Source organism: [Mycobacterium] fortunisiensis (genome assembly GCF_019050325.1).
GTDB classification, from domain to species: Bacteria; Actinomycetota; Actinomycetes; order Mycobacteriales; family Mycobacteriaceae; genus Mycobacterium; species Mycobacterium fortunisiensis.
On record NZ_VOMB01000025.1, the window covers coordinates 23,653 to 49,366 of the forward strand.

General features: G+C 66.3%; 23 protein-coding genes. 16 read left to right on the plus strand and 7 right to left on the minus strand.

Going from position 1 to position 25,714, the window contains the following annotated elements:
* Positions 1 to 27 precede the first annotated feature (27 nt).
* The 4 genes from FR943_RS23360 (at position 28) to FR943_RS23375 (ending at position 3,721) form a co-directional block, all read left to right on the plus strand.
* Entirely contained in the window at positions 28 to 1,179 is a 1,152-nt protein-coding gene (locus tag FR943_RS23360) for a steroid 3-ketoacyl-CoA thiolase (protein ID WP_217160668.1), read from the plus strand.
* A gap of 9 nt (positions 1,180 to 1,188) precedes the next feature.
* Positions 1,189 to 1,563 carry a DUF8021 domain-containing protein gene (locus tag FR943_RS23365; protein WP_217160669.1) on the plus strand — a complete coding sequence of 125 codons (375 nt, stop codon included), beginning with the start codon at positions 1,189 to 1,191 and terminating at the stop codon, positions 1,561 to 1,563.
* Between the two features lie 9 nt (positions 1,564 to 1,572).
* Positions 1,573 to 2,052, plus strand: coding sequence for a nitroreductase family deazaflavin-dependent oxidoreductase (locus FR943_RS23370; protein WP_217160670.1), 480 nt, complete (start codon positions 1,573 to 1,575; stop codon positions 2,050 to 2,052).
* Between the two features lie 199 nt (positions 2,053 to 2,251).
* A complete protein-coding gene (locus FR943_RS23375; protein WP_217160671.1) occupies positions 2,252 to 3,721 on the plus strand; it encodes a histidine phosphatase family protein in 1,470 nt (489 codons plus the stop codon).
* Positions 3,722 to 3,829: 108 nt separating this feature from the next.
* Here FR943_RS23375 and FR943_RS23380 read toward each other — a convergent pair whose 3' ends face one another.
* A complete protein-coding gene (locus tag FR943_RS23380; protein ID WP_217160672.1) occupies positions 3,830 to 4,735 on the minus strand; it encodes an SDR family oxidoreductase in 906 nt (301 codons plus the stop codon).
* 16 nt (positions 4,736 to 4,751) lie between these two features.
* On the minus strand, positions 4,752 to 5,534 hold the full coding sequence (locus FR943_RS23385; protein WP_217160673.1) for an SDR family oxidoreductase: 783 nt from the start codon (positions 5,532 to 5,534) through the stop codon (positions 4,752 to 4,754).
* A 59-nt stretch (positions 5,535 to 5,593) separates the two neighbouring features.
* Between FR943_RS23385 and echA20 the strand changes: the two genes are divergently transcribed.
* The 10 genes from echA20 (at position 5,594) to FR943_RS23435 (ending at position 17,640) form a co-directional block, all read left to right on the plus strand.
* On the plus strand, positions 5,594 to 6,349 hold the full coding sequence (echA20, locus tag FR943_RS23390) for a (7aS)-7a-methyl-1,5-dioxo-2,3,5,6,7,7a-hexahydro-1H-indene-carboxyl-CoA hydrolase (protein WP_217160674.1): 756 nt from the start codon (positions 5,594 to 5,596) through the stop codon (positions 6,347 to 6,349).
* The gene (ipdA, locus tag FR943_RS23395) at positions 6,346 to 7,236 is read left to right on the plus strand and encodes a cholesterol ring-cleaving hydrolase subunit IpdA (protein WP_217160675.1); all 891 of its coding nucleotides are present in this window, start codon (positions 6,346 to 6,348) and stop codon (positions 7,234 to 7,236) included. Before echA20 ends, ipdA begins: the two co-directional genes overlap by 4 nt.
* Positions 7,233 to 7,982, plus strand: a complete 750-nt coding sequence (gene ipdB, locus FR943_RS23400) for a cholesterol ring-cleaving hydrolase subunit IpdB (protein ID WP_217160676.1) — start codon at positions 7,233 to 7,235, stop codon at positions 7,980 to 7,982. The genes ipdA and ipdB overlap by 4 nt, the downstream gene beginning before the upstream one ends.
* Before the next feature lie 3 nt (positions 7,983 to 7,985).
* Complete coding sequence (ipdC, locus tag FR943_RS23405) at positions 7,986 to 9,059, plus strand: (3aS,4S,5R,7aS)-5-hydroxy-7a-methyl-1-oxo-octahydro-1H-indene-4-carboxyl-CoA dehydrogenase (protein ID WP_217160677.1); 1,074 nt, start codon at positions 7,986 to 7,988, stop codon at positions 9,057 to 9,059.
* A gap of 239 nt (positions 9,060 to 9,298) precedes the next feature.
* Complete coding sequence (locus FR943_RS23410) at positions 9,299 to 9,976, plus strand: class I SAM-dependent methyltransferase (protein ID WP_217160678.1); 678 nt, start codon at positions 9,299 to 9,301, stop codon at positions 9,974 to 9,976.
* Positions 9,977 to 10,268: 292 nt separating this feature from the next.
* The gene (locus FR943_RS23415) at positions 10,269 to 13,949 is read left to right on the plus strand and encodes a nitrate reductase subunit alpha (RefSeq protein ID WP_308170638.1); all 3,681 of its coding nucleotides are present in this window, start codon (positions 10,269 to 10,271) and stop codon (positions 13,947 to 13,949) included.
* Between the two features lie 3 nt (positions 13,950 to 13,952).
* Positions 13,953 to 15,575 (plus strand): nitrate reductase subunit beta, encoded by a 1,623-nt coding sequence (gene narH, locus FR943_RS23420; RefSeq protein WP_217160679.1) that lies wholly within the window; start codon positions 13,953 to 13,955, stop codon positions 15,573 to 15,575.
* On the plus strand, positions 15,572 to 16,255 hold the full coding sequence (gene narJ / locus FR943_RS23425) for a nitrate reductase molybdenum cofactor assembly chaperone (RefSeq protein ID WP_217160680.1): 684 nt from the start codon (positions 15,572 to 15,574) through the stop codon (positions 16,253 to 16,255). The genes narH and narJ overlap by 4 nt, the downstream gene beginning before the upstream one ends.
* 60 nt (positions 16,256 to 16,315) lie before the next feature.
* A complete protein-coding gene (gene narI / locus FR943_RS23430; RefSeq protein ID WP_246585232.1) occupies positions 16,316 to 17,074 on the plus strand; it encodes a respiratory nitrate reductase subunit gamma in 759 nt (252 codons plus the stop codon).
* A gap of 20 nt (positions 17,075 to 17,094) precedes the next feature.
* On the plus strand, positions 17,095 to 17,640 hold the full coding sequence (locus FR943_RS23435) for a DUF488 domain-containing protein (RefSeq protein ID WP_217160681.1): 546 nt from the start codon (positions 17,095 to 17,097) through the stop codon (positions 17,638 to 17,640).
* 1 nt (position 17,641) lies between these two features.
* Here FR943_RS23435 and FR943_RS23440 read toward each other — a convergent pair whose 3' ends face one another.
* The 5 genes from FR943_RS23440 to kstR2 all read right to left on the minus strand — a co-directional run bounded on the left by FR943_RS23440 (position 17,642) and on the right by kstR2 (position 23,257).
* The gene (locus FR943_RS23440) at positions 17,642 to 18,067 is read right to left on the minus strand and encodes a VOC family protein (protein WP_217160682.1); all 426 of its coding nucleotides are present in this window, start codon (positions 18,065 to 18,067) and stop codon (positions 17,642 to 17,644) included.
* Positions 18,067 to 20,346: an FdhF/YdeP family oxidoreductase gene (locus FR943_RS23445; RefSeq protein ID WP_217160683.1), complete on the minus strand. Its 2,280-nt coding sequence runs from the start codon at positions 20,344 to 20,346 to the stop codon at positions 18,067 to 18,069. Before FR943_RS23445 ends, FR943_RS23440 begins: the two co-directional genes overlap by 1 nt.
* 57 nt (positions 20,347 to 20,403) lie before the next feature.
* The gene (locus FR943_RS23450; RefSeq protein ID WP_217160684.1) at positions 20,404 to 21,393 is read right to left on the minus strand and encodes a cation diffusion facilitator family transporter; all 990 of its coding nucleotides are present in this window, start codon (positions 21,391 to 21,393) and stop codon (positions 20,404 to 20,406) included.
* An 89-nt stretch (positions 21,394 to 21,482) separates the two neighbouring features.
* Positions 21,483 to 22,640 carry a steroid 3-ketoacyl-CoA thiolase FadA6 gene (fadA6, locus tag FR943_RS23455; protein WP_217160685.1) on the minus strand — a complete coding sequence of 386 codons (1,158 nt, stop codon included), beginning with the start codon at positions 22,638 to 22,640 and terminating at the stop codon, positions 21,483 to 21,485.
* A gap of 17 nt (positions 22,641 to 22,657) precedes the next feature.
* The gene (kstR2, locus tag FR943_RS23460) at positions 22,658 to 23,257 is read right to left on the minus strand and encodes a TetR/AcrR family transcriptional regulator (protein WP_217160686.1); all 600 of its coding nucleotides are present in this window, start codon (positions 23,255 to 23,257) and stop codon (positions 22,658 to 22,660) included.
* A 118-nt stretch (positions 23,258 to 23,375) separates the two neighbouring features.
* Here kstR2 and FR943_RS23465 point away from each other — a divergent pair, with 118 nt between their 5' ends.
* A complete protein-coding gene (locus FR943_RS23465) occupies positions 23,376 to 24,620 on the plus strand; it encodes a bifunctional glycosyltransferase family 2/GtrA family protein (RefSeq protein ID WP_217160687.1) in 1,245 nt (414 codons plus the stop codon).
* Between the two features lie 24 nt (positions 24,621 to 24,644).
* Positions 24,645 to 25,714, plus strand: a 1,070-nt coding sequence (locus tag FR943_RS23470) for an ArnT family glycosyltransferase (RefSeq protein WP_217160688.1), incomplete at its 3' end; no start/stop codon positions are given.

The window sequence follows — 25,714 nt, forward strand, 5'->3', positions numbered from 1 at the left end:
TAATGAAACGTGTTCTAGCCTGGCTCCATGGGTAACCCTGTCATCGTTGAAGCCACCCGCAGTCCCATCGGCAAGCGCAATGGCTGGCTGTCCGGCCTGCACGCCACCGAACTGCTGGGCGCGGTCCAGAAGGCCCTCGTCGAGAAGGCCGGCATCGACGCGGGGAGCGTCGAGCAGGTCATCGGCGGCTGCGTCACCCAGTATGGCGAGCAGGCCAACAATGTCACCCGGCAGTCCTGGTTGATCGCCGGTCTGCCCGAACACGTCGGCGCCACCAGCATCGACTGCCAGTGCGGCAGCGCCCAGCAGGCCAACCATCTGGTCGCCGGCCTGATCGCCACCGGCGCCATCGACATCGGCATCGCCTGCGGCATCGAGGCCATGAGCCGGGTCGGTCTGGGCGCCAACGGCGGCGGCGCCCGTGCCGCCTCCTGGGACATCGACCTGCCCAATCAGTTCGAGGCCGCCGAGCGGATCGCCAAGCGCCGGGGAATCACCCGCGCCGACGTGGACGCCCTGGGCCTGGCCTCGCAGGCACGCGCCAAGCAGGCCTGGGCCGAGGGCCGCTTCGATCGGGAGATCTCCCCGATCGAGGCGCCGGTCATCGACGAGAACAAGCAGCCGACCGCCGATTGGAACACCGTCAGCCGGGACCAGGGTCTGCGCGACACCACCGCCGACGGCCTGGCCGCACTGAAGCCGGTGATCGAGGGCGGTATTCACACCGCGGGTACGTCCTCGCAGATCTCCGACGGTGCGGCCGCGGTGCTGTGGATGGACGAGGACAAGGCGAAAGCGCTGGGTCTCAAGCCGCGCGCCCGCATCGTGGCGCAGGCCAACGTCGGCGCCGAGACGTACTACCACCTCGACGGCCCGGTGCAGTCCACCGCCAGGGTGCTGGAGAAGGCCGGGATGAAGCTCGGCGACATCGACCTGGTCGAGATCAACGAGGCGTTCGCCTCGGTCGTGCTGTCCTGGGCCCAGGTACACGGCGCCGACATGGACAAGGTCAACGTCAACGGCGGCGCCATCGCCCTGGGCCACCCGGTCGGGTCCACCGGCTCGCGGCTGATCACCACCGCGCTGCACGAGTTGGAGCGCACCGGCAAGTCCACGGCGCTGATCACCATGTGTGCCGGCGGCGCGTTGTCCACCGGCACGATCATCGAGCGGATCTGAGCCGTTCGGATGGCTTTCTCCGAAGCACAGCGCATCGCGGCGGCCCAGGCCTACATCGACGCGCTGGCCAGTCACGACGCCAGCGCGGTGCCGTTCGCCCCGCACTGCACCCGCACCGAGATCGGGCTCAAGACCGGATTTTCCGGTAAGCAGATGCGCCGCGACCTGGATCGGGGCCCGCAATACCGGGTGATCAAATCGATCTCGGCACCAGAGTTCACCGTCAACGGCGACGAGATCCGGGCCCGGTTCGAGCTGGTGACCAAGCCGTCGCTGGCCGGACGGCGCGTCGGCGCCCGCATCGACGAGACGTTCGTCATCCCGGAATCCGATGGTCAGATCCATCGGATCACCGCCAGCATCCGGCCCTTCCTGGCACGTTAAGGTCCAGCCATGCCCGAGACTCCCCGCCCGCTGTCCCCCAAGCAGATCGACCGCCTCAACGCGAAATCGACCGGCACCGCCATCAAGTGGATGTCGCGCGCCCAGACCTGGATCTTCAAGAAGACCGGCGGCCGCTTCGGTGACAAGTTCCTGCGCGGCGCCCAGGTCGGAATCCTGACGACGATCGGGCGCAAGTCGGGCGAGGCGCGCGACAGCCCGCTGCTGTATCTGCAGGAGGGTAAGCGCATCGTGCTGGTCGCCTCGCAGGGCGGCCGGGCCACCAACCCGATGTGGTACCTGAACCTGGTCGCCAATCCGAAGGTGAAATTCCAGACCAAGCGCGAGACGCTGGAACTCACCGCACGCGAAGCCACCGACGCCGAGCGTGACGAGTACTGGCCCAAGCTGGATGCCATGTACGCCGACTTCGCGAACTACCGGTCCTACACCGACCGCAAGATCCCGATCGTCATCTGCGATCCGGCCTGATCCTCCACGACGCGAGCGCCCCCTGGACTTTGCCCCGGGGGCGCTTTCCGTTTGCCGGGCGCCGCGGAGCTGGGTAATTACGCAACTGTCGGTAGCTGAATTGACGAGTGAACAGTTCTTTGATTATGTTCTGTGAGCCCGCACACAATCTGCGCCGGGTGAGCGTCAGCCCACATTTTCTGTATCCGATGGAGACCCTATGCAACGACCCAACCGACGCCGGGTTGCCGGTGCCGCGGCGACCACTCTGACGGCATGTTCCCTGTTCGCCGCCGCCACCCTCCCCGCCGCGGCAATGACCGTGACGTTCATCCGGCATGGTGAGTCCTACGGCAACTCCACCGGCCACATCGACACGTCGGTGCCCGGCCCGAACCTGACAGCGACCGGCGAGGCCCAGGCCGACGCCGTTGCCACTTATCTGCAATCGGAGGAATACACCGAGAAGTACGGGCCCGTCGACGCGATCTACGCCTCGACGATGATCCGCACCCAGCAGACGGCGAAGCCGCTCCATGACGCAACGGGAATGGACGTCACCATCCTCGGCTTCCCCAAGAACGACAACGCCGGGCAGAACATCGGAGTTCAGGAGATCAGTGCCGGCATCTTCGAGGGCCTGCCCGAAAGCGAAGGGATCGGCCGCATCGGCTACATCCTCGCCCCGCTGGCCTGGACTATGGGGCTACAGTTCGTCCCGGTCCCGGGCGGCGAGACCGGCCTGGAGTTCAACGAGCGCATGACCAACGCGTTGACCCAAGTCGCGGAGAACACGCCTGAAGGCGACGACCAGAATCAGAACGCCGCGGTGTTCTCGCACGGCGCCACCATCATGATGTGGACGATGATGAACGTCGACAACCCGAACCTGTTGTTGATCGTGCAGCATCCGTTGAGCAACACAGATGTCGTGGTCGTGGAAAGCAACGGCGAGGGTGGTTGGACCCTGAAGAGCTGGGACGGTCAAGAGGTCGGCGACGCCGACTATGCGACCAAGATGTTCGTCAACTTCCGGGACCTGATCGTGGCGCCGCAGAAGGCGGTGTACGACATGCGCATCCCGGTGCTGTCGTTCGACGCTCAGGCCATTGCCGAAGCCGGGGCACAAGGCGTGCAGGATGTCGGTGCGGCGACGGTGAAGTTCGTGAAGGACTCGATCACCGACACCGTCGACGCCATCACCGGCATCCCGGGCTCGCTGAAGCAGCCCGCCACCTCGCAGACTTCGAAGCAGGTGTCCACGCTCGCCGCCGCCGCGCCCGCACCCGCAGCCAAGGTTGCCGAAGATGCTGAAGGGGCCGACCTAGCGGCGACGGACGAGACCCATGTCCAGACACCGGCCGAGGGCACCGACAAGGACACCGGCAAGGTCGTCAGTCTCGCAAAGACCGATGCCGCAACGGATCTCACCGCCGGCAAGGAGTCCGGACCCGAAGCTCCGCGGGCCGTGGCACGCCAGACGGTCAGGGATGCCGTCTCGGATGCCCGCGACCAGGTGTCGTCCTCGGTGCACAAGCTCCGGGACACGGCCAAGAAGGTGACCGGTCAGGACAAGAAGGCCGGCACCGAGGCGTCGGACAACGATTCCACCCACAAGAAGGCGACGCCCAAGAAGGCCAACGCCCACAAGAAGCCCGCGAAGAAGGAGAGCAAGAAGAACGCCGCCTGACCCGCGAGCAGACGCAAAACTGCCCCAAATCAAGCGATTTGGGGCAGTTTTGTTGAGGCACCTCCCGCTTGCGGGGGACTGCTCGGCGGAAGAACTCGGCGGGAAAAGTCAGGCGCCGTAGACCGGTACCGCGGGGCGCGCCTTGGCCAGCAGGTCGGTGACGACCGGGCCCAGCTCGGCCGGATCCCACTTCGCGCCCTTGTCGATCTCGGGGCCGTGGGCCCAGCCCTCGGCGACGCGGATCTTGCCGCCCTCGACCTCGAAGACCTTGCCGGTGACGTCCTTCGACTCCGCGCTGCCCAGCCACACCACCAACGGCGAGACGTTTTCCGGCGCCATGGCATCGAAGGCCTGGCCCTGGGTGGCCATCATGTCGGCGAACACGGTTTCGGTCATCCGCGTCCGGGCCGACGGTGCGATGGCGTTGACGCTGACGCCGTAGCGGCCCATCTCGGCAGCGGCCACCAGGGTCAGTGCCGCGATGCCGGCCTTGGAGGCACTGTAGTTGGCCTGGCCGACACTGCCCTGCAGGCCGGCACCGGAGCTGGTGTTGATGATGCGGGCGTCAACAGTGTTGCCCGCCTTGGACTGTGCGCGCCAGTAGGCGGCAGCATGCTTCATGGTGGCGAAGTGCCCCTTGAGGTGCACCGCGGTGACGGCGTCGAACTCCTCCTCGGAGGTGTTGGCGAACATCCGGTCCCGCACGATGCCGGCGTTGTTCACCAACACGTCGAGCCCGCCGAACGTATCGACCGCGGTCTGGATCAGGGCCTCGGCCTGCGCCCAGTCGGCGACGTTGGAGCCGTTGGCGACGGCTTCGCCTCCGGCCGCGACGATCTCGTCGACCACGCCCTGGGCCGCGCTCCCACCACCGGCCGGCGAACCGTCCAGGCCCACCCCGATGTCGTTGACCACGACGCGCGCGCCCTCGGCGGCGAACGCCAGCGCATGTGCGCGTCCGATGCCGCCCCCGGCACCCGTCACGATGACCACCCGGCCGTCGAGAAGTCCCATGTGAGTGTGTCTCCTTCTATTTGATATCTGCAGTAGTGGTCGACAGGTAATGCGGCGGCTCGCCGCCACCGTGCACCTCGAGCGTGGCGCCGGAGATATAGGAAGCCGCGGCAGACGACAAGAATGCAGTGGCCCAGCCGATATCGGCCGGCTTGGCCAGCCGGCCGAGCGGCACGTTGCGCGAGATAGCCGCGATGGAATCGGCGTCGCCGTAGAACAGCTCGGACTGTTCGGTCTCGACCATGCCCACCACGACCGAGTTGACCCGGACCTTCGGCGCCCATTCCACGGCGAGCGTCGAGGTGAGGTTGTCGATGCCGGCCTTGGCGGCACCGTAGGCCGCGGTCCCCGGCGTGGGCCGGTGGCCGCTGACGCTGGAGATGTTGACGATGGAACCGCCGGTGTCCTGGGTCTGCATCACGGCATTGGCGTGGGTGGACACCGACAGTGCACCGATCAGGTTGAGCTCGATGATCTTGGTGCTGAACTTCGCCGACGCGTCGGCGGCGAGCACGTACGGCGAGCCACCGGCGTTGTTGACGACCACATCCAACCGGCCGTGCTTGGCCACGACGGCCTCGATCAGCCCGGCCACCGAGGCGTCGTCACGGATGTCACAGCTGTGGAATTCGTACGGCGATCCTTCTACCGGGCGGCGTGCGCAGGTCACCACGGTGGCGCCCTGACCGGCGAAAACCGCACTGATTCCAGCGCCAACCCCTCGCACTCCGCCGGTTACCAGGACCACCTTGCCGGCCAAACTCAAATTGATCGCACCGGCTTCTGGCGTATCGGTCACTGTGCTAGCGTACCAAGCAAGTGCTTGCTTAGGTAGCGACCCCTCCAGGAAGTGGATTGATGACGATCACCACCAAGACAGTCGAGCCGGGCATCGTCTCGGTCACCGTCAACTACCCGCCGGTCAACGCCATCCCGTCACGCGGCTGGTTCGAACTCGGCGACGCGATCACCGCCGCCGGCCGGGACCGCAGCACCCACGTGGTGATCCTGCGGGCCGAGGGCCGCGGCTTCAACGCCGGCGTGGACATCAAAGAAATGCAGAACACCGAGGGCTTCACCGCCCTGATCGACGCCAACCGCGGCTGCTACCACGCGTTCAAGGCCGTGTACGAGTGCGAGGTCCCGGTGGTCGCTGCCGTCAACGGCTTCTGCGTGGGCGGCGGGATCGGCCTGGTCGGCAACTCCGACGTGATCGTGGCCTCCGACGACGCCAAGTTCGGGCTGCCCGAGGTGGAACGCGGTGCGCTGGGTGCCGCCACCCACCTGTCCCGGCTGGTCCCCCAGCACCTGATGCGCCGGCTGTTCTTCACCGCCGCCACCGTCGACGCCGAGACCCTGCACCACTTCGGCTCGGTGCACGAGGTGGTGCCGCGCGCGGAGCTCGACGAGGCCGCCCTGCGCGTGGCCCGCGACATCGCCAGCAAGGACACCCGGGTGATCCGGGCTGCCAAGGAAGCGCTGAACTTCATCGACGTGCAGCCCGTCACCGCGCGGTACCGCATGGAGCAGGGCTTCACCTTCGAACTCAACCTGTCCGGTGTGTCCGACGAGCACCGTGATGCGTTCGCCGGCACTGAGAAGGGATCCAAGTGAGCGACAAGAGAACAACTCTCGACGAGGCCGTCGCCTCGATCGAAAGCGGGATGACCATCGGCATCGGTGGCTGGGGCTCGCGACGCAAGCCGATGGCGTTCGTGCGCGCTCTGCTGCGCACCGACGTCAAGGACCTGACCGTGGTCACCTATGGCGGGCCTGATCTGGGCCTGCTGTGTTCGGCCGGCAAGGTCAAGCGCGTCTACTACGGTTTCGTGTCGCTGGACTCGCCGCCGTTCTACGACCCGTGGTTCGCCAAGGCCCGCACCACCGGTGCGATCGAGGCCCGCGAGATGGACGAGGGCATGCTGCGCTGCGGCCTGCAGGCTGCCGCCCAGCGGCTGCCGTTCCTGCCGATCCGCGCCGGTCTGGGCAGCGACGTCCGCGCGTTCTGGGGCGACGAGCTCAAGACCGTGCGCTCGCCGTATGAGACCGACAATGCCTACGAGGAACTGATCGCGATGCCCGCGCTGAACCTCGACGCGGCCTTCGTGCACATGAATCTCGGTGACGCCCAGGGCAATGCGGCCTACACCGGTATCGACCCGTACTTCGACGACCTGTTCCTCATGTCAGCTCAGCGCCGCTTCCTGTCGGTCGAGCGCGTGGTGTCCACCGAGGAACTGGTCAAGGCCGTGCCGACGCAGGCCCTGCTGATCAACCGGATGATGGTCGATTCGGTGGTGGAGGCACCCAACGGCGCGCACTTCACCACCAACGAGCCCGATTACCGACGCGACGAGAAGTTCCAGCGCCATTACGCAGAGGCCGCCGGTTCCGACGAGACCTGGGCCGAGTTCGTCAAGACATACCTGTCGGGCAGCGAGGCCGATTATCAAGCCGCCGTTCGGAAGTTCGCCGAGGCACAGAAGGAGGCCGCCAAGTGATTGCCGTGACCCGCGCCGAGGTGTGTGCCGTCGCCTGCGCCGAACTGTTCCGCGATGCCGGCGAGATCATGGCCAGCCCCATGACCACCGTCGTCCAGATCGGTGCCCGACTGGCCCGGCTGACCTTCTCCCCCGACATCGTGCTGACCGACGGTGAGGCCCGGATCCTGGCCGACACCCCGGCGATCGGCGCCCCGTTCACCGTCGAGGGCTGGATGCCGTTCAACCGGGTCTTCGAGACCCTGGCCTGGGGCAAGCGCCACGTGGTGATGGGCGCCAACCAGATCGACCGCTACGGCAACCAGAACCTGTCGGCGTTCGGGCCGATTCAGCACCCGACCCGACAGATGTTCGGCGTCCGCGGCGCGCCCGGTAACAGCATCAACCACGCCACCAGCTACTTCGTGGGCAACCACTCCAAGCGGGTGTTCTGCGAGTCGGTTGACATCGTGTCCGGAATCGGTTGGGACAAGGTCGATCCGGCGAATCCCGCCTTCCGGTTCGCCAACATCTACCGGGTGGTGTCCAACCTGGGCGTGTTCGATTTCAACGGCCCCGACCACCAGATGCGCGCGGTGTCGCTGCACCCCGGCGTCGAAGCTCAGCAGGTGGCCGACAACACCTCGTTCGAGGTACACGGCCTGCAGGAGGCCGAGACCACCCGGCTGGCCACCGACGAGGAGCTCAAGCTGCTGCGTGAGATCATCGATCCGAAGTCGCTGCGCGACAAAGAGGTCAAGGTCTAGAGAATGGGCAAGCTCAAGACTCCGCTGACCGAGCTGGTCGGCATCGAGCATCCCGTCGTGCAGACGGGGATGGGCTGGGTGGCCGGTGCACGGCTGGTCGCGGCCACCTCCAATGCCGGCGGACTCGGCATCCTGGCGTCGGCGACCATGACGCTGGAGGAACTGCAGACCGCCGTCACCAAGGTCAAGGCCGCCACCGACAAGCCCTTCGGCATCAACATGCGTGCCGATGCGGGCGATGCCGGTGCGCGCGTCGACCTCCTGATCCGCGAAGGAGTCAAAGTCGCCTCCTTCGCCCTGGCCCCCAAGCCCGAGCTGATCGCCAAGCTCAAAGACGCCGGTGTCGTGGTGATCCCGTCGGTCGGCGCGGCCAAGCACGCCAAGAAGGTGGCCGGCTGGGGCGCCGACGCGGTGATCGTGCAGGGCGGCGAGGGCGGTGGCCACACCGGTCCGGTCGCCACCACGCTGCTGCTGCCGTCGGTGCTCGACGCAGTCAAGGACACCGGCATGCCGGTGATCGCCGCCGGCGGCTTCTTCGACGGCCGCGGCCTGGCCGCCGCCCTGTCCTACGGTGCGGCCGGTGTTGCGATGGGCACCCGGTTCCTGCTGACCTCGGATTCCACCGTGCCCGACGCGGTCAAGGAGCGGTACCTGCAGGCGGCGCTCGACGGCACCGTGGTGTCCACCCGGGTGGACGGCATGCCGCACCGGGTGCTGCGCACCGGCCTGGTGGAGAAGCTCGAGAGCGGTTCGCGGGCGCGCGGATTCGCTGCCGCGGTCGGCAACGCCCAGAAGTTCAAGAAGCTCTCCGGAATGACCTGGCTGTCGATGGCCAAGGACGGCTTGGCCATGCGGCACGGCAAAGAGCTCACCTGGTCGCAGGTGGTGATGGCGGCCAACACTCCGATGTTGCTGAAAGCCGGTCTGGTGGAAGGCAATACCGACGCCGGCGTACTGGCATCGGGCCAGGTGGCCGGCATCATCGATGATCTGCCGTCATGCGCGGAGCTCGTCGAACGCATCGTGGACGACGCAGTGACGCATCTGCGTGCCGCCTCGTCGTTCGTGGTCGAGTAACCGGTCGGGACGGCGCGGCGTGTCGCGTGACCGGGATCTGAGACGTATGACCAAAGTGACCGCAACCAAGTAACGGGCACCCTGAACCGTTCGCGTGTGAAGCGCCAGGGCGGAAAAACCGGGGTTCTACCGCCACAGCGCTTCGCACGTGAAGCGCTAGACGTTCGCGGGCGGCTCGGAGGCCGTCGTCTGACCGAAGTGACCGGTGACCAAGTCGACCGACACGGCACAGTGGAGGTATGGACATCCGTCGCCTCCACCACCCGCTGGTCCGGCACGCCGCCCAAGGACTGCACACCTTCAACAGCAGGCATCCGTGGAGCCACAATGACCACTTCCACGGCTGGATCCTGGCGAACCTGCCGGCCCGCCGTGTCGCCGCAGTCGACATCGGTTGCGGCCAAGGTGTATTGGTGGCGAAACTCGCCGAGCGTTTCGAGCATGTCCACGGCACTGACCTGGACGCGGGGATGCGCATCGAAGCCGCCCGACGGACCGCCGCGCTGGCCAACGTCACGATCGACGACCGCCGGCTCGACGAGCTCGCGGGCCCCGTCGACCTGATCACCATGGTGGCGGTACTGCATCATCTCGACGTCGAGCAGGCGCTCACAGACGTGACCAGGCTCCTGGCGCCCGGCGGACGGTTCCTGGCCGTCGGCCTGGCCGCACCGGGTTCCCTCCGCGACACCGCCTGGGATCTGGCGTCGGCGGTGACGAACCCGATCATCGGCGTGATCAAACACCCGCGGCCGGTGTCCGGCGGCCCGGTGCCGCCGCCGTTCCCGGTTCGCGATCCAGAGCTCGGTTTCGACGCGCTGCAGGCGATCGTCGCCGCGACACTTCCCGGTGCGGTGATGCGCCACCGGCTGGCCTTCCGGCACACCATCGTATGGACGAAGCCGGCGCTGCCCTGACGATCCGACGACGTGTTACCGCGGTGATAAATCCTGGACGGTTTCTCCGGCTCTGTTAACGCCGTCACCACAATGTCGCGCACCCGGCATTTTGCCCGGATTGCCAACGATCGTCGCAGGTAGACAGGGAAAAACCGGGGTCTCGACGGACCTCCCACATCACCGCCGTGTTCCTGCGGAATGACTGGTGGGTTAACGCAATTTCACAGCGCCTCGCACCGCTGCGTGCGTTCTTTTGAGGCGCCCTCAACCGCCCTTACGCTCGTGATTCAACAGCTCGGAGGGACACATCGTGGTCGATTCACATGCGGGTAGCCAGACACCTGCCGATGCCTTGCTGCGCCTGGGCAAGTACTTCCACCGCGGCGAGATCTCCGCCGATCACCGGACCCTCCACAAGATCGGCGGACGATCGGCCGACGACTTCTACCGCGACCGGTGGGCCCACGACAAGGTCGTCCGCTCGACCCACGGGGTCAACTGCACCGGATCCTGCTCGTGGAAGATTTACGTCAAGGACGGCGTCATCACCTGGGAGTCGCAGCAAACCGACTACCCGTCGGTCGGTGCCGACAAGCCCGAGTACGAGCCGCGCGGTTGCCCACGTGGTGCGTCGTTCTCGTGGTACACGTATTCCCCTGCCCGCGTGCGCTATCCGTATGTGCGCGGTGTCTTGCTCGAGTACTACCGCGAGGCCAAGGAGCGGCTCAAGGACCCAGTGCTGGCCTGGGCCGACATCGTCGAAGACCCGGAAAAGTCCCGCAGCTACAAAGCGGCCCGCGGCAAAGGTGGGTTCGTCCGGGCCGAATGGTGGGAGGCCGCCGAGATGGCGGCGGCCGCCCACGTCCACACCATCAAGAAGTACGGACCCGACCGGGTGGCCGGGTTCTCCCCGATCCCGGCGATGTCCATGGTCAGCCATGCCGTTGGGGCACGGTTCATCTCGCTGCTCGGCGGGTCGATGCTGTCGTTCTACGACTGGTATGCCGACCTTCCGGTGGCCTCACCGCAGGTGTTCGGCGACCAGACCGACGTTCCCGAATCGGCCGACTGGTTCGACGCCGGCTACCTCATCATGTGGGGTTCCAACGTACCGGTGACACGGACCCCCGATGCGCACTACATGACCGAGGCCCGCTACCGCGGTCAGAAAGTGGTCGTGGTGTCGCCGGACTATGCCGACAACACCAAGTTCGCCGACGAATGGCTGCCCGCCCGCCCCGGCACCGACGCCGCCCTCGCGATGTCGATGGGCCATGTAATCCTCAAGGAATTCTTCGTCGACAGACAAACCCCGTATTTCACCGACTACGTGAAGAAGTACACCGACCTGCCATACCTGGTCACCCTCGTCGAGCGGGACGGGCGGACGTTGCCCGGGAAGTTCCTCACCGCAGCCGATCTCGGTGACACCGAGGAGGGGGCACACTCCAAGACAGTCCTGCTGGACCAGGCCGGACGCCCGGTGGTGCCGAACGGTTCGCTGGGGCACCGGTTCACCGCCTCCGGCGAGGGCCACTGGAACCTTGACCTCCACGGTGTGCACCCGATGCTGAGCTTGCACGGCTCGGCCGACGACACCGCCACGGTGGCCCTGCCCCGCTTCGACAGCGATGCCCCCGGTGTGCTGGAACGCGGCGTGCCGACCAGAATCGTTGCCGGCCACCGGGTGACGACCGTCTACGACCTGATGCTGGCCCAGTACGGCGTCGCCCGCGACGGGCTCCCCGGGCAATGGCCGTCGGGCTACGACGACGCCGACGAGCCGTACACCCCGGCCTGGCAGGAGCGGATCACCGGCGTGCCCGCGGCGGCCGCCGAACGCATTGCCCGCGAATTCGCCGACAACGCCGAACGTTCCAAGGGCCGGTCGATGATCCTGATGGGTGCGGGCACCAACCACTGGTTCCATTCCGATCAGATCTACCGCTCGTTTCTCACCCTCGTCATGCTCACCGGTTGCCAGGGAGTCAACGGCGGAGGCTGGGCGCACTACGTCGGCCAGGAGAAGTGTCGGCCGGTCACCGGTTGGTCCACACTGGCTTTCGGTGCGGACTGGCAGCGTCCGGCACGGCAGATGCAGGGCACAGTGTTCTGGTATCTGGCCTGCGACCAGTGGCGCTACGACCCGTTCACCTCAGAGGTGATGGCCTCTCCGCTGGCCGAAGGCCGCTTCTCCGGCCGCACCGCCGCCGACAACATCGCGCTGGCCAGCCGGCTGGGCTGGATGCCGAGTTACCCGACCTTCAACCGCAATCCGCTGGACCTGGCCGACGAGGCCGACCGGCTGGGCAAGAGCGCCGCGGACTACGTGGTGGACGGCCTCAAGACCGGACACCTGCAGTTCGCATGTGAGGATCCCGACGCCCCGGAGAACTTCCCGCGGTGTCTGACGGTGTGGCGGTCGAATCTGCTCGGCTCGTCGGCCAAGGGCAATGAGTACTTCCTCAAGCACCTGCTGGGCACGGATTCCGCGGTGGCCGCGCGCGACGAGGACGGGATCCGCCCGCAGGAAGTGCGCTGGCGCGACGAGGCACCCGTCGGCAAGCTGGATCTGCTGCTGTCCCTGGACTTCCGCAACACCAGCACCACCCTGTTCTCCGACATCGTGTTGCCCGCCGCCACCTGGTACGAGAAGCACGACCTGTCCAGCACCGACATGCACCCGTTCGTACACGCCTTCTCACCGGCGATCTCCCCGCCGTGGGAAACCAAGACCGACTTCGATGCGTTCCACCGCATCGCCCGCGGCTTCTCCTGGCTGGCCGAGAAGCATCTCGGTAAACGCAAGGACATCGTGGCGATGCCGTTGCAGCACGACAGTGCCGATGCCACCGCCCAGCCGGGTGGTCGGGTGCTGGACTGGAAAGCCGGTGAATGCGAACCTATTCCGGGTAAGACCATGCCGCGGCTGGTGATGGTGGACCGTGACTATCCGGCGATCGCCGAGAAGATGGCCGCGCTCGGACCGATGGTGGAAACCGTCGGGCTGACCACCAAGGGCGTGACCACCCACCCCGAAGCCGAGGTCGAGTACCTACGCGGCGTCAACGGCACGGTGGTCAGCGGTGTCGCGATCGGTCGGCCCTCGTTGGCCAAGGACACCCACGCCGCCGAGGCCATCCTCGCGCTGTCGGGCACCACCAACGGCCGGCTGGCCGTCGAGGGCTTCGAGGCGCTGGAGCGGCGCACCGGAACCGAACTGGTGGATCTGGCCAAAGAGAACGAGGGCAAGCGAATCACGTTCGCCGACACTCAGGCTCGGCCGGTGCCGGTCAACACCTCACCGGAATGGTCGGGCTCGGAGACCGGGGGCCGGCGCTACTCACCGTTCACGATCAACACCGAGCGGCTCAAGCCGTGGCACACGTTGACCGGCCGCCAGCACTTCTACCTGGACCACGACTGGATGAGTGAGCTCGGCGAGCAACTGCCCACGTTCCGGCCGCCGCTGGACATGACGGCGCTGTTCAACGAGCCTTCGGTAGGCAGCACAGCGGGAGACGCGACCGGCGGGTCCATCACGGTGCGATACCTGACGCCGCACTCCAAATGGTCGATTCACTCTGCCTACCAGGACAACCTGTACATGCTCACGCTGTCCCGGGGCGGCCAGTGCATCTGGATGTCGAATGTGGATGCCGCCAAGATCGGGGTCAAGGACAACGACTGGATCGAGTGCACCAACCGCAACGGCGTGGTGAATGCCCGCGCCATCGTCAGCCACCGCATGCCCGAGGGACTGGTGTTCATGTACCACGCCCAGGACAAGGCCGTCGACGTGCCGCGCACCGAGAAGAACGGCAAACGCGGCGGCATCCACAACGCGCTGACCCGAATCATGATCAAACCCACGCACCTGATCGGCGGCTACGCGCAGCAGTCGTTCGCCCTGAACTATCACGGGCCCACCGGAAACCAACGCGACGAGGTCACCACGATTCGTCGTCGCTCGCAGAATGTGGAGTACTGACACATGAGAGTCATGGCGCAACTGGCGATGGTGATGAACCTCGACAAGTGCATCGGTTGCCACACCTGCAGCGTCACCTGCAAGCAGGCCTGGACCAACCGCAGCGGCGTCGAGTACGTCTGGTTCAACAATGTGGAAACCCGCCCCGGCCAAGGGTATCCGCGCCAGTACCAGGATCAGGAGAAATGGAAGGGCGGGTGGACGCTGAACAAGCGCGGCAAGCTCACCCTGAAATCGGGCTCCCGGTTCAAGCGGCTGCTGAACATCTTCGCCAATCCCGATCTGCCCACCGTGTCGGACTACTACGACCCGTGGACCTACGACTACGAGAACCTGCTGTCGGCACCGGCCATGGACACCACGCCCGTGGCGCGCCCCAAGTCCCTGATCACCGGTCGGGACACCAAGGTGACCTGGGGCGCCAACTGGGACGACGATCTCGGTGGCGGCCCCGAGCAGGTGGGTCGGGATCCGTTGCTGGCCAAGATGAACAGGGCTGACGAGATCGCCGGCATATCCGAGAAGGTCAAGCTTGAGTTCGAGCAGACGTTCATGTTCTACCTGCCTCGGATCTGCGAGCACTGCCTCAATCCGGCCTGCGCCGCCGCGTGTCCGTCCGGGGCCATCTACAAGCGCTCCGAGGACGGCATCGTGCTGGTGGATCAGGACAAGTGCCGCGGTTGGCGGCAATGTGTCACCGGATGCCCGTACAAGAAGATCTACTTCAACCACAAGACCGGCAAAGCCGAGAAGTGCACGTTCTGCTACCCGCGCGTCGAGGTCGGTATCCCCACGGTGTGTTCGGAGACCTGTGTCGGGCGGCTGCGCTACATCGGTGTGATGCTCTACGACGCGGACGCGGTGCTGGAGGCCGCGTCGGTCACCGACGACAAGGACCTCTACCCGTCACAGCTCGGGGTGTTCCTCAACCCGCACGATCCACGGGTGATCGCCGAAGCCGAACGGGCCGGTATCTCTCCGGAATGGATTGAGGCGGCCCAGAATTCACCGGTCTATCGGCTGATCGTCGACTACCAGGTGGCGTTGCCCCTGCATCCAGAGTACCGCACGATGCCGATGGTCTGGTACGTGCCGCCGCTGTCCCCGGTGGTGGACATCCTCAAGGAGACCGGTCACGACGGCGAGAACAAGAACAACCTGTTCGGCGCCATCGACACGTTGCGCATCCCGGTCGAGTACCTGGCCGAATTGTTCACCGCCGGTGACGTGGGTCCGGTCCGGGCCGCGCTGCAGCGGCTGGCCGCCATGCGGGCCTACATGCGGGCCGCCAATCTCGGCGAAGAGTTCGACGAGACCATCCCGGATTCGGTGCGCCTGAGCGGCGACGAGATCGAGTCGATGTACCGGCTGCTGGCGATCGCCAAATACCAGGACCGTTACGTCATCCCGACCGGGGCCGGCTCGGATGCGCACCGTCTGGACGCGCTGGCCACCGGCTGCAGCCTGGACGGCGACGGCGGACCCGGGATGACCGCCTTCGACACCATGGTCGACAAGTTCCACCTCACCAACACCAACGATGCTGTCCCGCAGGGTGATCCGACCCGGGTCAACCTGCTCAACTGGGACGGCCGGAGCACAGACGGGTTGTTGCCGACGACATGAAGCTACTCACCCGCGCCCGCCGGACGGGTGCCGGCACCGTCCTGTCCGAGCGTCAGCAGCGGCTGGTGTGGCGCATGACCGCACTGCTGCTGGATTACCCGAGCGCCGAAACCGCCGAGCTCGTCGGCCAACTGGCCGATGTCGCCGCCGAGCTGCCGGAGCCGGCGCGGCGGCCGTTGACCGACTTCCTGTTGCGGTTCGGCGAGACGGACCCGATGCAGCGCGCGACGACGTACGTCGAGACATTCGACATGCGTCGGCGCAGCAGCCTGCATCTGACCTACTACGCCTACGGCGACACCCGCAAGCGCGGGATGGCCCTGTTGCGGTTCAAGCATGCCTACCGCCAGGCGGGCCTGGAGTTCGGTGAGCAGGAGAACGCCGAGCTGCCCGACTATCTCCCGATGGTCCTCGAGTTCGCTGCGACCGTCGATCACGCCCAGGGGGAGCGGCTCCTGGCCGAACATGTGCCGGTGCTGGAGCTGCTGCGACTTTCCCTGCAGGACAACGGGTCCTACTACACCGACCTGCTGGCTGCCGTGCTGTCCACGCTGCCCCCGGTGAACAGCGCCGATCGCCGGCGTATTGCGCAACTGGCCGCCGAGGGCCCGCCCGATGAGGATGTCGGCCTCGATCCGTTTGTGATGGACCCGGTGGTGACAGAAGGGGCGCGCCGATGAGCGCTTGCGCGAAGAGGAAACCGGCACGATGAGCGCTTGCGCGAAGAGGAAACAGGCACGATGAACACCTTGTCACTGAGCACCACGTTGTGGATGGTGCTGCCCTACATCGCGTTGACGTCGTTCGTGCTGGGGCATGTCTGGCGTTACCGTGCCGACCAATTCGGCTGGACCACCCGGTCATCGCAGGTTTACGAGAGCAGGTTGCTGCGGTTGGGCAGTCCGCTGTTCCACTTCGGCATCCTCGGGGTGCTCGCCGGACACGTCGGGGGCTTGTTGATCCCACAGTCGTGGACCGAGGCTGTCGGGGTCTCCGAGCACTTCTACCACCTGATGTCGGTGAGCCTGGGATCGCTCGCCGGGCTGGCCGTCGTGGCCGGGGTGGGCATCCTGCTGTACCGCCGGGTCACCGTCCCGGAGGTGCGCACCGCCACCACCCTCAACGACAAGCTGATGTACCTGGTGCTGCTCGGCGCACTGGCCACCGGGATGTTGAACACGCTGACCAATGTGTTCTCGACCTACAACTACCGCGAAACGGTGTCGCCGTGGTTCCGCAGCCTGTTCACCGGAAATCCGGCACCGGAGTTGATGGCCGACACCCCGTGGACGTTTCAGGCCCATGTGTTGATCGTGCTGGCGCTGCTGGGCTTTTGGCCCTACACCCGGCTGGTGCACATGTTCAGCGCGCCGATCGGCTACCTGGTACGTCCGTATGTGGTCTACCGCAGCCGCGATCCGCAGCGGGCCGGTAAGAACCGCTACGCCAAGGCCTGGGTGACACCGCAGGCTCCCCCGCAACGCAGCCGGTGGGTGTAACGCCCTGCACAATGAGGGTGATGAGCCACACCTCATGGCCGGAAGGCACCGTGTTCACCATCGGGCATTCGACGCTGCCGATGGAAGGCTTCGTCGCGGTGCTGCACAGCTATGGCATCGAACAATTGGCCGACATCCGCACGGTGCCCCGCTCGCGGCACAATCCGCAGTTCAACGCCGAGAACATGGCCGAGGAGCTGCCCCGCCACGACATCGACTACCTGCCGATGCCCGGCCTGGGCGGCCTGCGGCATACCCGCGCCGATTCGGTCAATACCGGCTGGCGCAACAAGAGCTTTCGTGGTTACGCCGACTACATGCAGACACCGGAGTTCGACCACGCACTGACCGAACTCATCCGGGTGAGCCGGACCGAGCGCACCGCGATCATGTGCGCCGAGGCGGTGCCCTGGCGCTGCCATCGGTCACTGGTGGCCGATGCGCTCACCGTTCGCGAAATTCCGGTCGTGGAAATACTTTCCGAGACCAGCCGGCGTGCGCACACCCTGACGTCCTTTGCCCACGTTGACGGCGACCGACTGACCTATCCGCCCTACCCGGAGTGACTCAGCTGCGCAGCCGCTCGGCGATCGCGGTCCGGGGTAGCTGGTTCGGGCTGGGATTGGTGACGATGATCCGTTCGGAATCCGGTCCACGCGCATCGAGGAACCGCACCCCGGTCGCCGCGTCGGTGTGGGTGTAGATCGAGGGGTCATACGCCCTGAGCCGCTCCCTGATCCGTTCGAGATCGGCCTCGCTGTCGGTTGACCAGATCAGGTGCTGTACTCCCAGCATCCCGAGCCCGCGTGACAAGAACGGCGCCTTGACGTGCAGGTAGATCTGAAAACCCTTGGGGGTCAACAGCAGCACCATGTCCTCGGCCTCGACCGAGACCCGGCAGGAGAACACGTCGCGGTAGAAAGCCACCGACCGGTGCAGATCGGTCACTCGCACCACACAGGACGCCACGGTCACGCTGATCTCGTTGTCCATCAAATGATTCCCTCCCCCGTCGAGCGTTCGACGGTCACCTTGACGTTCTTCATGATCGGCTGATCGCTCTGCGTACTGTGGTCACCGATCGCGCAGAGCACGTTCATCTCGGGCATGTAACCTGCTGCGCAGCCACGCGGAATGTCATAGCGCAGCGCGGTGTAGCGGCACAGCGAGCGGGTGCTGCCGTCCCGTGCGGTGGCCACGATGTCGACGTCGTCGAACTCCCCGATGCCGCGCTCGGTCATGTCCTCGGCGTTCATGAACACCAGGGTGCGCAGGTTCCTGACACCGCGGTACCGGTCGTTGTCGGAGTAGATCGTGGTGTTCCACTGGTCGTGGGACCGCAGCGTGGCCAGCACCAGGGTGCCGGGCGGCACCGCTGCGTCCGGCAGCTCGGCGGCGGAGAACTCGGCCCGCCCGGATGGGGTCAGGAAGATCAGCTCGCGGGCCGGCTGTTTGATCCGGAACCCCAGCGGCAGCCGGACTCTGCGGTTGAAATCCTCGAAGCCGTTGAGCACCTTGGCCATCGTGTCGCGAATCCGGTCGTAGTCCTCGACATACCAGCTCCACGGCGTCGGGCTGTGCGGCAGCGCGGCCGCCGCGATGCCGGCGATGATGGCCGGCTCGGACAGCAGATGGCGTGACGCCGGCTCTTTCATCCCCACTGACAGATGCACCATGCTCATCGAATCCTCCACCGAGGTGGACTGGACTCCCGCCTTCTGGTGATCCTTCTCGGTGCGGCCGAGGCAGGGCAGGATCAGCGCCCGCCGGCCGTGTACGACGTGGCTGCGGTTGAGCTTGGTGCTGACCTGCACGGTCAGCTCACACTTGCGCAGCCCGGCGAACGTGTAGGCGGTGTCCGGTGCGGCACTGGCGAAATTGCCGCCCATCCCGACGAACACCGCGATGTCCCCGCGGTGCATGGCCTCGATCGTGCCGACCGTGTCCAGGCCATGCTCGCGTGGCGGGTCGATGTGACAAACCTGGGCGAGCCGATCGAGAAATGCCGCGGTGGGCCGGTGGTCGATGCCGCAGGTGCGGTTGCCCTGCACGTTGCTGTATCCGCGCACCGGGGACGGCCCGGCCCCCTCGCGGCCCAGATTTCCGCGCAGCAGAAGCAGATTGACGATCTCGCGGACGGTGTCGACACCGTGTTCGTGCTGGGTCACGCCGAGGCACCAGCTGACGATGGTGCGGTCGGAGTCGCAATAGACCTTGGCCGCCTTGGCGATATCGGTGTGCCCTACCCCGCAGGCTGCTTCGATCTCGGCCCACGGCGTCGCTTCGCAGCGGGCGCGGTACTCGGCGAAGCCGGCCGTGTAACGCTCGATGAACTCCAGGTCGAGCGCCTTGGGATCGGTTCGTGCTTGTTCCAGAACAGCTTTCGCGATGCCCCGGATCAGCGCCAGGTCCCCGCCGATGCGGGGCTGCAGGTTCAGTGTGCTCGTCGGCGTGGACCGAAACGTCGCCATCCGCAGGAAATCGTGCGGGATGATGGTGCGCGTCGCGCCCGCCTCCACCAGGGGATTGATGTGCACGATCGCCGCGCCACGGCGGCTGACCTCAGCGAGCGTGGTCAGCATTCGCGGCGCGTTGGAGGCGGCGTTGACCCCGATGATGAAGAGGGCATCGGCGCACTGCCAGTCCTTCAGCTCGACGGTCCCCTTGCCGGTACCCAAAGCCGCCTGCAGGGCACGCCCGCTGGCTTCGTGGCACATGTTCGAGCAATCGGGAAGATTGTTGGTGCCCAGTTCACGAGCCATCAACTGGTACAGGAACGTTGCCTCGTTACCGAGCCGACCAGAGGTGTAGAAGGCGGCGCGGTTCGGGTCACCGAGGCTGTTCAGGGCCTGACCGACGAGGGCGAAGGCGTCGTCCCAGCTGATCGGTTCGTAGTGATCGGTCTCGGGGTTGTAGAGCATCGGCTCGGTGAGTCGCCCCTGGTCTTCCAGCGCGAAGTCACTCCAGGTCGCCAACTCCGAGACGGTGTGCCGGGCGAAGAATTCCGGCCCGACCCGCTTGTGGGTCATCTCCCAGGTGACGTGTTTGATGCCGTTCTCGCAGATGTCGAGCTTGAGACCTTTGCGGTCATCGGGCCAGGCGCAACCCGGGCAGTCGAACCCGCCGTCCTCGTGGTTCATCTTCATGATCGCCCGTGGCCCGTCGACGAGTTCGCGTTCCTCGATGAGTAGCTCGCCGACGCTCTTGGCCGCGCCCCACCCGGCTGCCGGGTGGTGGTACGGATGGAAGTGCTCGGTACTCCGCTCGGTCATGTGCCCAGTCTGCGCGCCGACGCACCGCACCGGGCGGGATTTGGGCCCCGGCGGGCGCTACAGATACCAGGCGGGCAGCTGATCGGGCCGCAGATCGGTGGGGTCGCCGGGGCGGCTGAGGGTGAGCGTGGCCCGCACGATTTCGGGCCGCTGCTGCAGCGCGTCGGAGATCGCGGCGAGCCGGGCGGCGACGTCGGATTCGATCGCGTCACCGATCAGATCGACCGCCGCGACCAGATAGATCCGGTCGGCGCCAACCCATTCCATGTGCAGGTAGCTGACCCGTTCGACCTCGCGATGCTCGAGCAATGCGAGCAGTGCGCCATTGCGGGCCAGCGGGGTGACCGCCTCCCCGGTCAGAAAGTCCATGTTCCGTCCGATCAGGAACATCGCGACACATCCCAGCAGCAGCCCGACCAGAATCGAGCCGATCGCGTCCCACATGGCATTTCCGGTCAGTTGATGCGCCAAGATGCCGGCGGCGGCGATGACGATGCCGACCAGCGCCGACAGATCTTCGGCGAACACTGCACGCAACATCGGGTTGGAGGTGACGCGGATGTAGCGCAGTGGGTGGATGCGGCGTTGCACAGCGCCGGTTCTGGTCTGCTGAAATGCCTGCCGGAACGACGTGCCCTCCAGCACCAGTGAGATCGCCAGCACGGCATAGGCCCAGCCGTACGAAGTGGCTTCGGCCTCGCCACCGAGCGAGGTGATCCCATGCCAGATCGACACCACCGCGCCGACGGTAAACAGCCCGAAGGCGGCGAACATCGACCAGATGTATCCCGCCCGGCCGTAACCCAACCGGTGCTGGGCGTCCGCCGGTTTCATCGACTTGCGGGTGCCGATCAGCAGAAACACCTCGTTGCCGGTGTCTGCCCAGGAATGTGCGGACTCGGCCAGCATCGACGCCGATCCGGTGACGGCCGCGGCGACGGTCTTGGCGACCGCGATGAGGACGTTGGCGCCCAGCGCGATCGCGACGGTCAGCAGGCTTTCGTCACGGGGTTTTGCGTCACGGGGTTGAGCGTCGGCCGGGCTCATGTGACCACACTCTCCCACCGGACCAGCAGACGCAAAAGCACCCCGAAACCGGCGTTTCGGGGTGCTTCGGCGTCTGTTCGCGGGGTGGGCTAGAGGCGCTCGATGATGGTGACGTTGGCGGTGCCGCCACCCTCGCACATGGTCTGCAGGCCGTAGCGGCCGCCGGTGCGCTCCAGGGTGTTGAGCATAGTGGCGAACAGCTTGGCGCCGGTGGCACCCAACGGGTGACCCAGCGCGATGGCGCCGCCGCTCGGGTTGACCTTGGCCGGATCGGCCTTGGTCTCCTTGAGCCAGGCCAGCACGACCGGCGCGAACGCCTCGTTGATCTCGACGGTGTCGATGTCGTCGATCGACAGGCCGGTCTTCTCCAGGGCGTACTGGGTGGCCGGGATCGGGCCGGTCAGCATCATCACCGGATCGTCGCCACGGGCGCTGATGTGGTGGATGCGGGCGCGGGGCTTGAGATTATGAGCTTCTACCGCGCTTTCCGAAGCCAGCAGCACCGCCGCCGCACCATCGGAGATCTGGCTGGCCAGGGCGGCGGTCAGCCGGCCGCCCTCGACCAGTGGCTTGAGCGAGGCCAGCTTCTCCAGCGTCGACTCACGCGGGCCCTCGTCCACGCCGAAGTCGCCGACCGGGATGATCTCGTTGTCGAAGTGCCCGGCCCGGATCGCGGCGAACGCCCGCTGGTGGCTGTTGTAGGCGAACTGCTCCATCTCCTCGCGGGAGATGTCCCACTTCTCGGCGATCAGCTCCGAGCCACGGAACTGCGAGATCTCCTGGTCGCCGTAGCGGTGCAGCCAGTTCTTGGATTCGTTTGTGGGCGAGGTGAATCCGAACTCCTTGCCGAGCACCATGGCCGAGGAGATCGGGATCCAGCTCATGTTCTGCATGCCGCCGGCCAGGATGAGATCGGCGGTGCCGGACATGATGGCCTGGGCGCCGAAGGAGATGGCCTGTTGACTGGAGCCGCACTGCCGGTCGACGGTGACGCCGGGAACGGACTCGGGGTAGCCGGCGGCCAGCCAGGTGAGGCGGCCGATGTTGCCGGCCTGTCCGCCGATGGCGTCGACGCAGCCGACGATGACGTCGTCCACCGCGCCCGGATCGACGTCGTTGCGGTCGAAGATGGCGCGGAACGCGTGCACGCCGAGGTCGATCGGGTGCACCTGGGCCAGCGAGCCGTTCTTCTTTCCGACCGGCGTACGCACGGCGTCGACGACATATGCCTGCGATGTTGAAGCCATGTTTTGTCTCCTTTGACCTAATCGGCGGCGACGATGCCGCCGAGGACGATGGCGAGGTATTGGCGGCCGACCTGCTCGGCCGTGAGCGGTCCGCCCGGTTGGTACCAGCGGACCGAGACCCAGGTGGTGTCGCGGATGAACCGGTACACCAGGTCGACATCGAGGTCCGGCCGGAACGATCCGTCGGCGATGCCCTGGTGCAGGATGTCCAGCCACATCTTGCGTTGCTCACGGTTGCGCTCGTCGACGAAGCCGAACTGCGACAGCGAGGACAGCCGCTTGGCCTCGTCCTGGTAGATCACGACCTGCGCGTGGCGATGTTCGATCGCCTCGAATGAGGTCATGAACAGGCCGGTGAGGCGCCCCAGCGGGCTGGCCTCCCGATCGAGGATCTGCTGGTAGCGGCCGAACAGCCAGTCGAGGAAGTCCTTGAGTACTTCCTCGACCATCTGCTCTTTGGACTTGAAGTGGTGATACAGGCTCCCGGACAGAATGCCTGCGGAGTCGGCTATATCACGCACGGTCGTGGCCTTGAGGCCACGTTCGGCGAACATCGTCGCGGCAAGGTCCAGAAGCTCATCACGTCTGCTTGCCGGCTGGCTGGGCGTATCCGCCATCGTCACAGCATAGCAACCAAGCGCTTGCTAGGTCACGTTCGGGCGTGCGGACACGGCTCATAGGTTCCGCATAGGCACAGCCAATGCTCACCCCATGACCGGGGCAGACGATTCAAACATGACTCAATTGGTGGTTGACACGCCCTACTCACCGATTTCGATTCGACCCGACGCCGTCGCAGTGGCCCGGGGACGCGGCGTTCCGGTAGTCGACGTGGTCGTGCCGGTGTACAACGAAGAGGCCGCACTGGCCGGGTCGGTCCGCCGCCTGCGCCACTACCTGACCGAGTCGCTCCCCTATCCGGCGCGCATCACCATCGCCGACAATGCCAGCGTCGACGACACCCCGCACATCGCTGCCCAACTCGCCGACGAGCTCGACGGCGTGCGCGTCGTCCGCCTGGAGCAGAAGGGCCGCGGTCGCGCGCTCCACACGGTGTGGTCGACATCCGATGCGCCGGTGCTGGCCTACATGGACGTCGACCTGTCCACCGACCTGGCCGCACTGCAGCCGCTGCTGGCCCCACTGATCTCCGGGCACTCGGACCTGGCCATAGGCACCCGGCTGGCCCGCGGCTCACGCGTCGTCCGGGGCGCCAAACGCGAGTTCATCTCCCGCAGCTACAACCTCATCCTGCGCTCCACGCTGGCGGCCAAATTCTCCGACGCCCAGTGCGGGTTCAAGGCGGTCCGCGCCGACGTGGCGGCACGGCTGCTCCCCCACGTCGAGGACACCGGGTGGTTCTTCGACACCGAGATGCTGGTGCTGGCCGAGCGGTCCGGGCTGCGGATCCACGAGGTTCCGGTCGACTGGGTCGACGATCCCGACAGCCGAGTGGACATCGTCGCTACCGCCACCGCTGACCTCAAAGGCATCGCGCGACTGCTGAAAGGCTTTGCCACCGGGGCGATCCCAGTGCGCGAGATCGGTGCCCAGCTCGACTCCGCCCGAGCCGCCGCACCGCGCAACCTGCTGCGCCAACTCGTGCGGTTCGGCACCATCGGCATCGCGTCGACCCTGGCCTACCTCCTCATCTTCAGCGCCCTGCACGCCGCCATCGGGGCGCAGGCTGCGAACCTGGTGGCCCTGTTGGTCACCGCGGTCGCCAACACAGCCGCCAACCGCCGGTTCACCTTCGGTGTCCGGGGCAGCGCAGGCGCAGCGCGTCACCACGCCGAAGGGCTCGTCGTTTTCGGTCTGGCACTCGCACTCACCAGCGGATCCCTCGCGGCGATCAACGCGCTCACCGCGCCCACACCGCACTGGCTGGAGCTTGGGGTGCTGATCATCGCCAACCTCGCCGCAACCGCACTACGCTTCACGCTGTTGCGCGGCTGGGTGTTTCACCCGAACCGCGACTGATATTCCCGACGCAAAGGGCCACTCATGACCGCCTTCACGGGTACCACCGAACCGGCCGCGACGGCGGACACCGATCGCGACCAGAGCGACCCCCGATGGGCGCGGTCCGCTCTGAGCGTGTTGTTGATCGCCACCGCAGCGTTCTGGTGCATCGGACTCGGCCGCAACGGCTGGGCCAACGCGTTCTATTCGGCTGCAGTGCAGGCAGGGACGAAGAGCTGGAAGGCCTTCCTGTTCGGCTCCTCTGACGCCGCAAACGCGATCACCGTCGACAAGCCGCCCGCGGCGCTGTGGCCCATGGAGATCTCGGCACGCATCTTCGGCGTGAACACCTGGTCCATCCTGCTGCCCCAGGTGCTGCTCGGCGTGGCCTCCGTCGCCCTGCTGTATGTGATCGTCAAGAAGCACTTCGGGCCGGGCGCGGGCTTGATCGCCGGAGTAACGCTGACGCTGACGCCAGTCGCCACCTTGATGTTCCGCTTCAACAATCCCGAAGCATTGCTGGTATTCCTGATGATCGCCGCCGTGTGGGCGCTGTTGCGCAGTGTGGACGACGGCCGGACCCGCTGGATTGTGCTGTGCGGGGCGCTGATCGGACTGGGGTTCCTCACCAAGCAGTTGCAGGTGCTACTGGTGCTGCCGGCACTGGCACTGACCTATCTGATCGCCGGGCCACCCCGACTGGGTGTCCGCGTGCTGCAACTTCTGGCCGGCCTTGCCGCGATGATCGCCGCCGCGGGCTGGTGGGTACTGCTGGTGGAGCTGTGGCCGAAAGACAGCCGGCCCTACATCGGCGGCTCGCAGAACAACAGTTTTCTGGACCTCACGTTCGGCTACAACGGGCTCGGCCGGTTGAAGGGCGGCGACACCAACTTTCCCGGTGCGCCACCGCCGGATCTGCCCGGCGGCTTCAGCCCATTCGGACATGCCGGTATCACCCGAATGTTCACCGGTGAATCCGGCGGACAGATCTCATGGCTGCTTCCCGCGGCATTGACCCTGCTGGTGGCCGGACTGATGGTGTGCGGACGCAGGCCGCGCACCGACGCCCAGCGCGCCCAGTTCCTGGTCTGGGGCGGATGGCTGGTCGGCAC

What these genes read in the sequence shown, in the direction of transcription:
- FR943_RS23450 (WP_217160684.1), bottom strand. Translation starts at nt 21,393, where the DNA reads ATGAGCCCGGCCGACGCTCAACCCCGTGACGCAAAACCCCGTGACGAA.
- FR943_RS23465 (WP_217160687.1), top strand. Translation starts at nt 23,376, where the DNA reads ATGACTCAATTGGTGGTTGACACGCCCTACTCACCGATTTCGATTCGA.
- kstR2 (WP_217160686.1), bottom strand. Translation starts at nt 23,257, where the DNA reads ATGGCGGATACGCCCAGCCAGCCGGCAAGCAGACGTGATGAGCTTCTG.
- ipdC (WP_217160677.1), top strand. Translation starts at nt 7,986, where the DNA reads ATGGGCAAGCTCAAGACTCCGCTGACCGAGCTGGTCGGCATCGAGCAT.
- fadA6 (WP_217160685.1), bottom strand. Translation starts at nt 22,640, where the DNA reads ATGGCTTCAACATCGCAGGCATATGTCGTCGACGCCGTGCGTACGCCG.
- FR943_RS23440 (WP_217160682.1), bottom strand. Translation starts at nt 18,067, where the DNA reads ATGGACAACGAGATCAGCGTGACCGTGGCGTCCTGTGTGGTGCGAGTG.
- FR943_RS23360 (WP_217160668.1), top strand. Translation starts at nt 28, where the DNA reads ATGGGTAACCCTGTCATCGTTGAAGCCACCCGCAGTCCCATCGGCAAG.
- FR943_RS23370 (WP_217160670.1), top strand. Translation starts at nt 1,573, where the DNA reads ATGCCCGAGACTCCCCGCCCGCTGTCCCCCAAGCAGATCGACCGCCTC.
- FR943_RS23380 (WP_217160672.1), bottom strand. Translation starts at nt 4,735, where the DNA reads ATGGGACTTCTCGACGGCCGGGTGGTCATCGTGACGGGTGCCGGGGGC.
- FR943_RS23445 (WP_217160683.1), bottom strand. Translation starts at nt 20,346, where the DNA reads ATGACCGAGCGGAGTACCGAGCACTTCCATCCGTACCACCACCCGGCA.
- narJ (WP_217160680.1), top strand. Translation starts at nt 15,572, where the DNA reads ATGAAGCTACTCACCCGCGCCCGCCGGACGGGTGCCGGCACCGTCCTG.
- echA20 (WP_217160674.1), top strand. Translation starts at nt 5,594, where the DNA reads ATGACGATCACCACCAAGACAGTCGAGCCGGGCATCGTCTCGGTCACC.
- narH (WP_217160679.1), top strand. Translation starts at nt 13,953, where the DNA reads ATGAGAGTCATGGCGCAACTGGCGATGGTGATGAACCTCGACAAGTGC.
- FR943_RS23410 (WP_217160678.1), top strand. Translation starts at nt 9,299, where the DNA reads ATGGACATCCGTCGCCTCCACCACCCGCTGGTCCGGCACGCCGCCCAA.
- FR943_RS23375 (WP_217160671.1), top strand. Translation starts at nt 2,252, where the DNA reads ATGCAACGACCCAACCGACGCCGGGTTGCCGGTGCCGCGGCGACCACT.
- FR943_RS23435 (WP_217160681.1), top strand. Translation starts at nt 17,095, where the DNA reads ATGAGCCACACCTCATGGCCGGAAGGCACCGTGTTCACCATCGGGCAT.
- narI (WP_246585232.1), top strand. Translation starts at nt 16,316, where the DNA reads ATGAACACCTTGTCACTGAGCACCACGTTGTGGATGGTGCTGCCCTAC.
- FR943_RS23365 (WP_217160669.1), top strand. Translation starts at nt 1,189, where the DNA reads ATGGCTTTCTCCGAAGCACAGCGCATCGCGGCGGCCCAGGCCTACATC.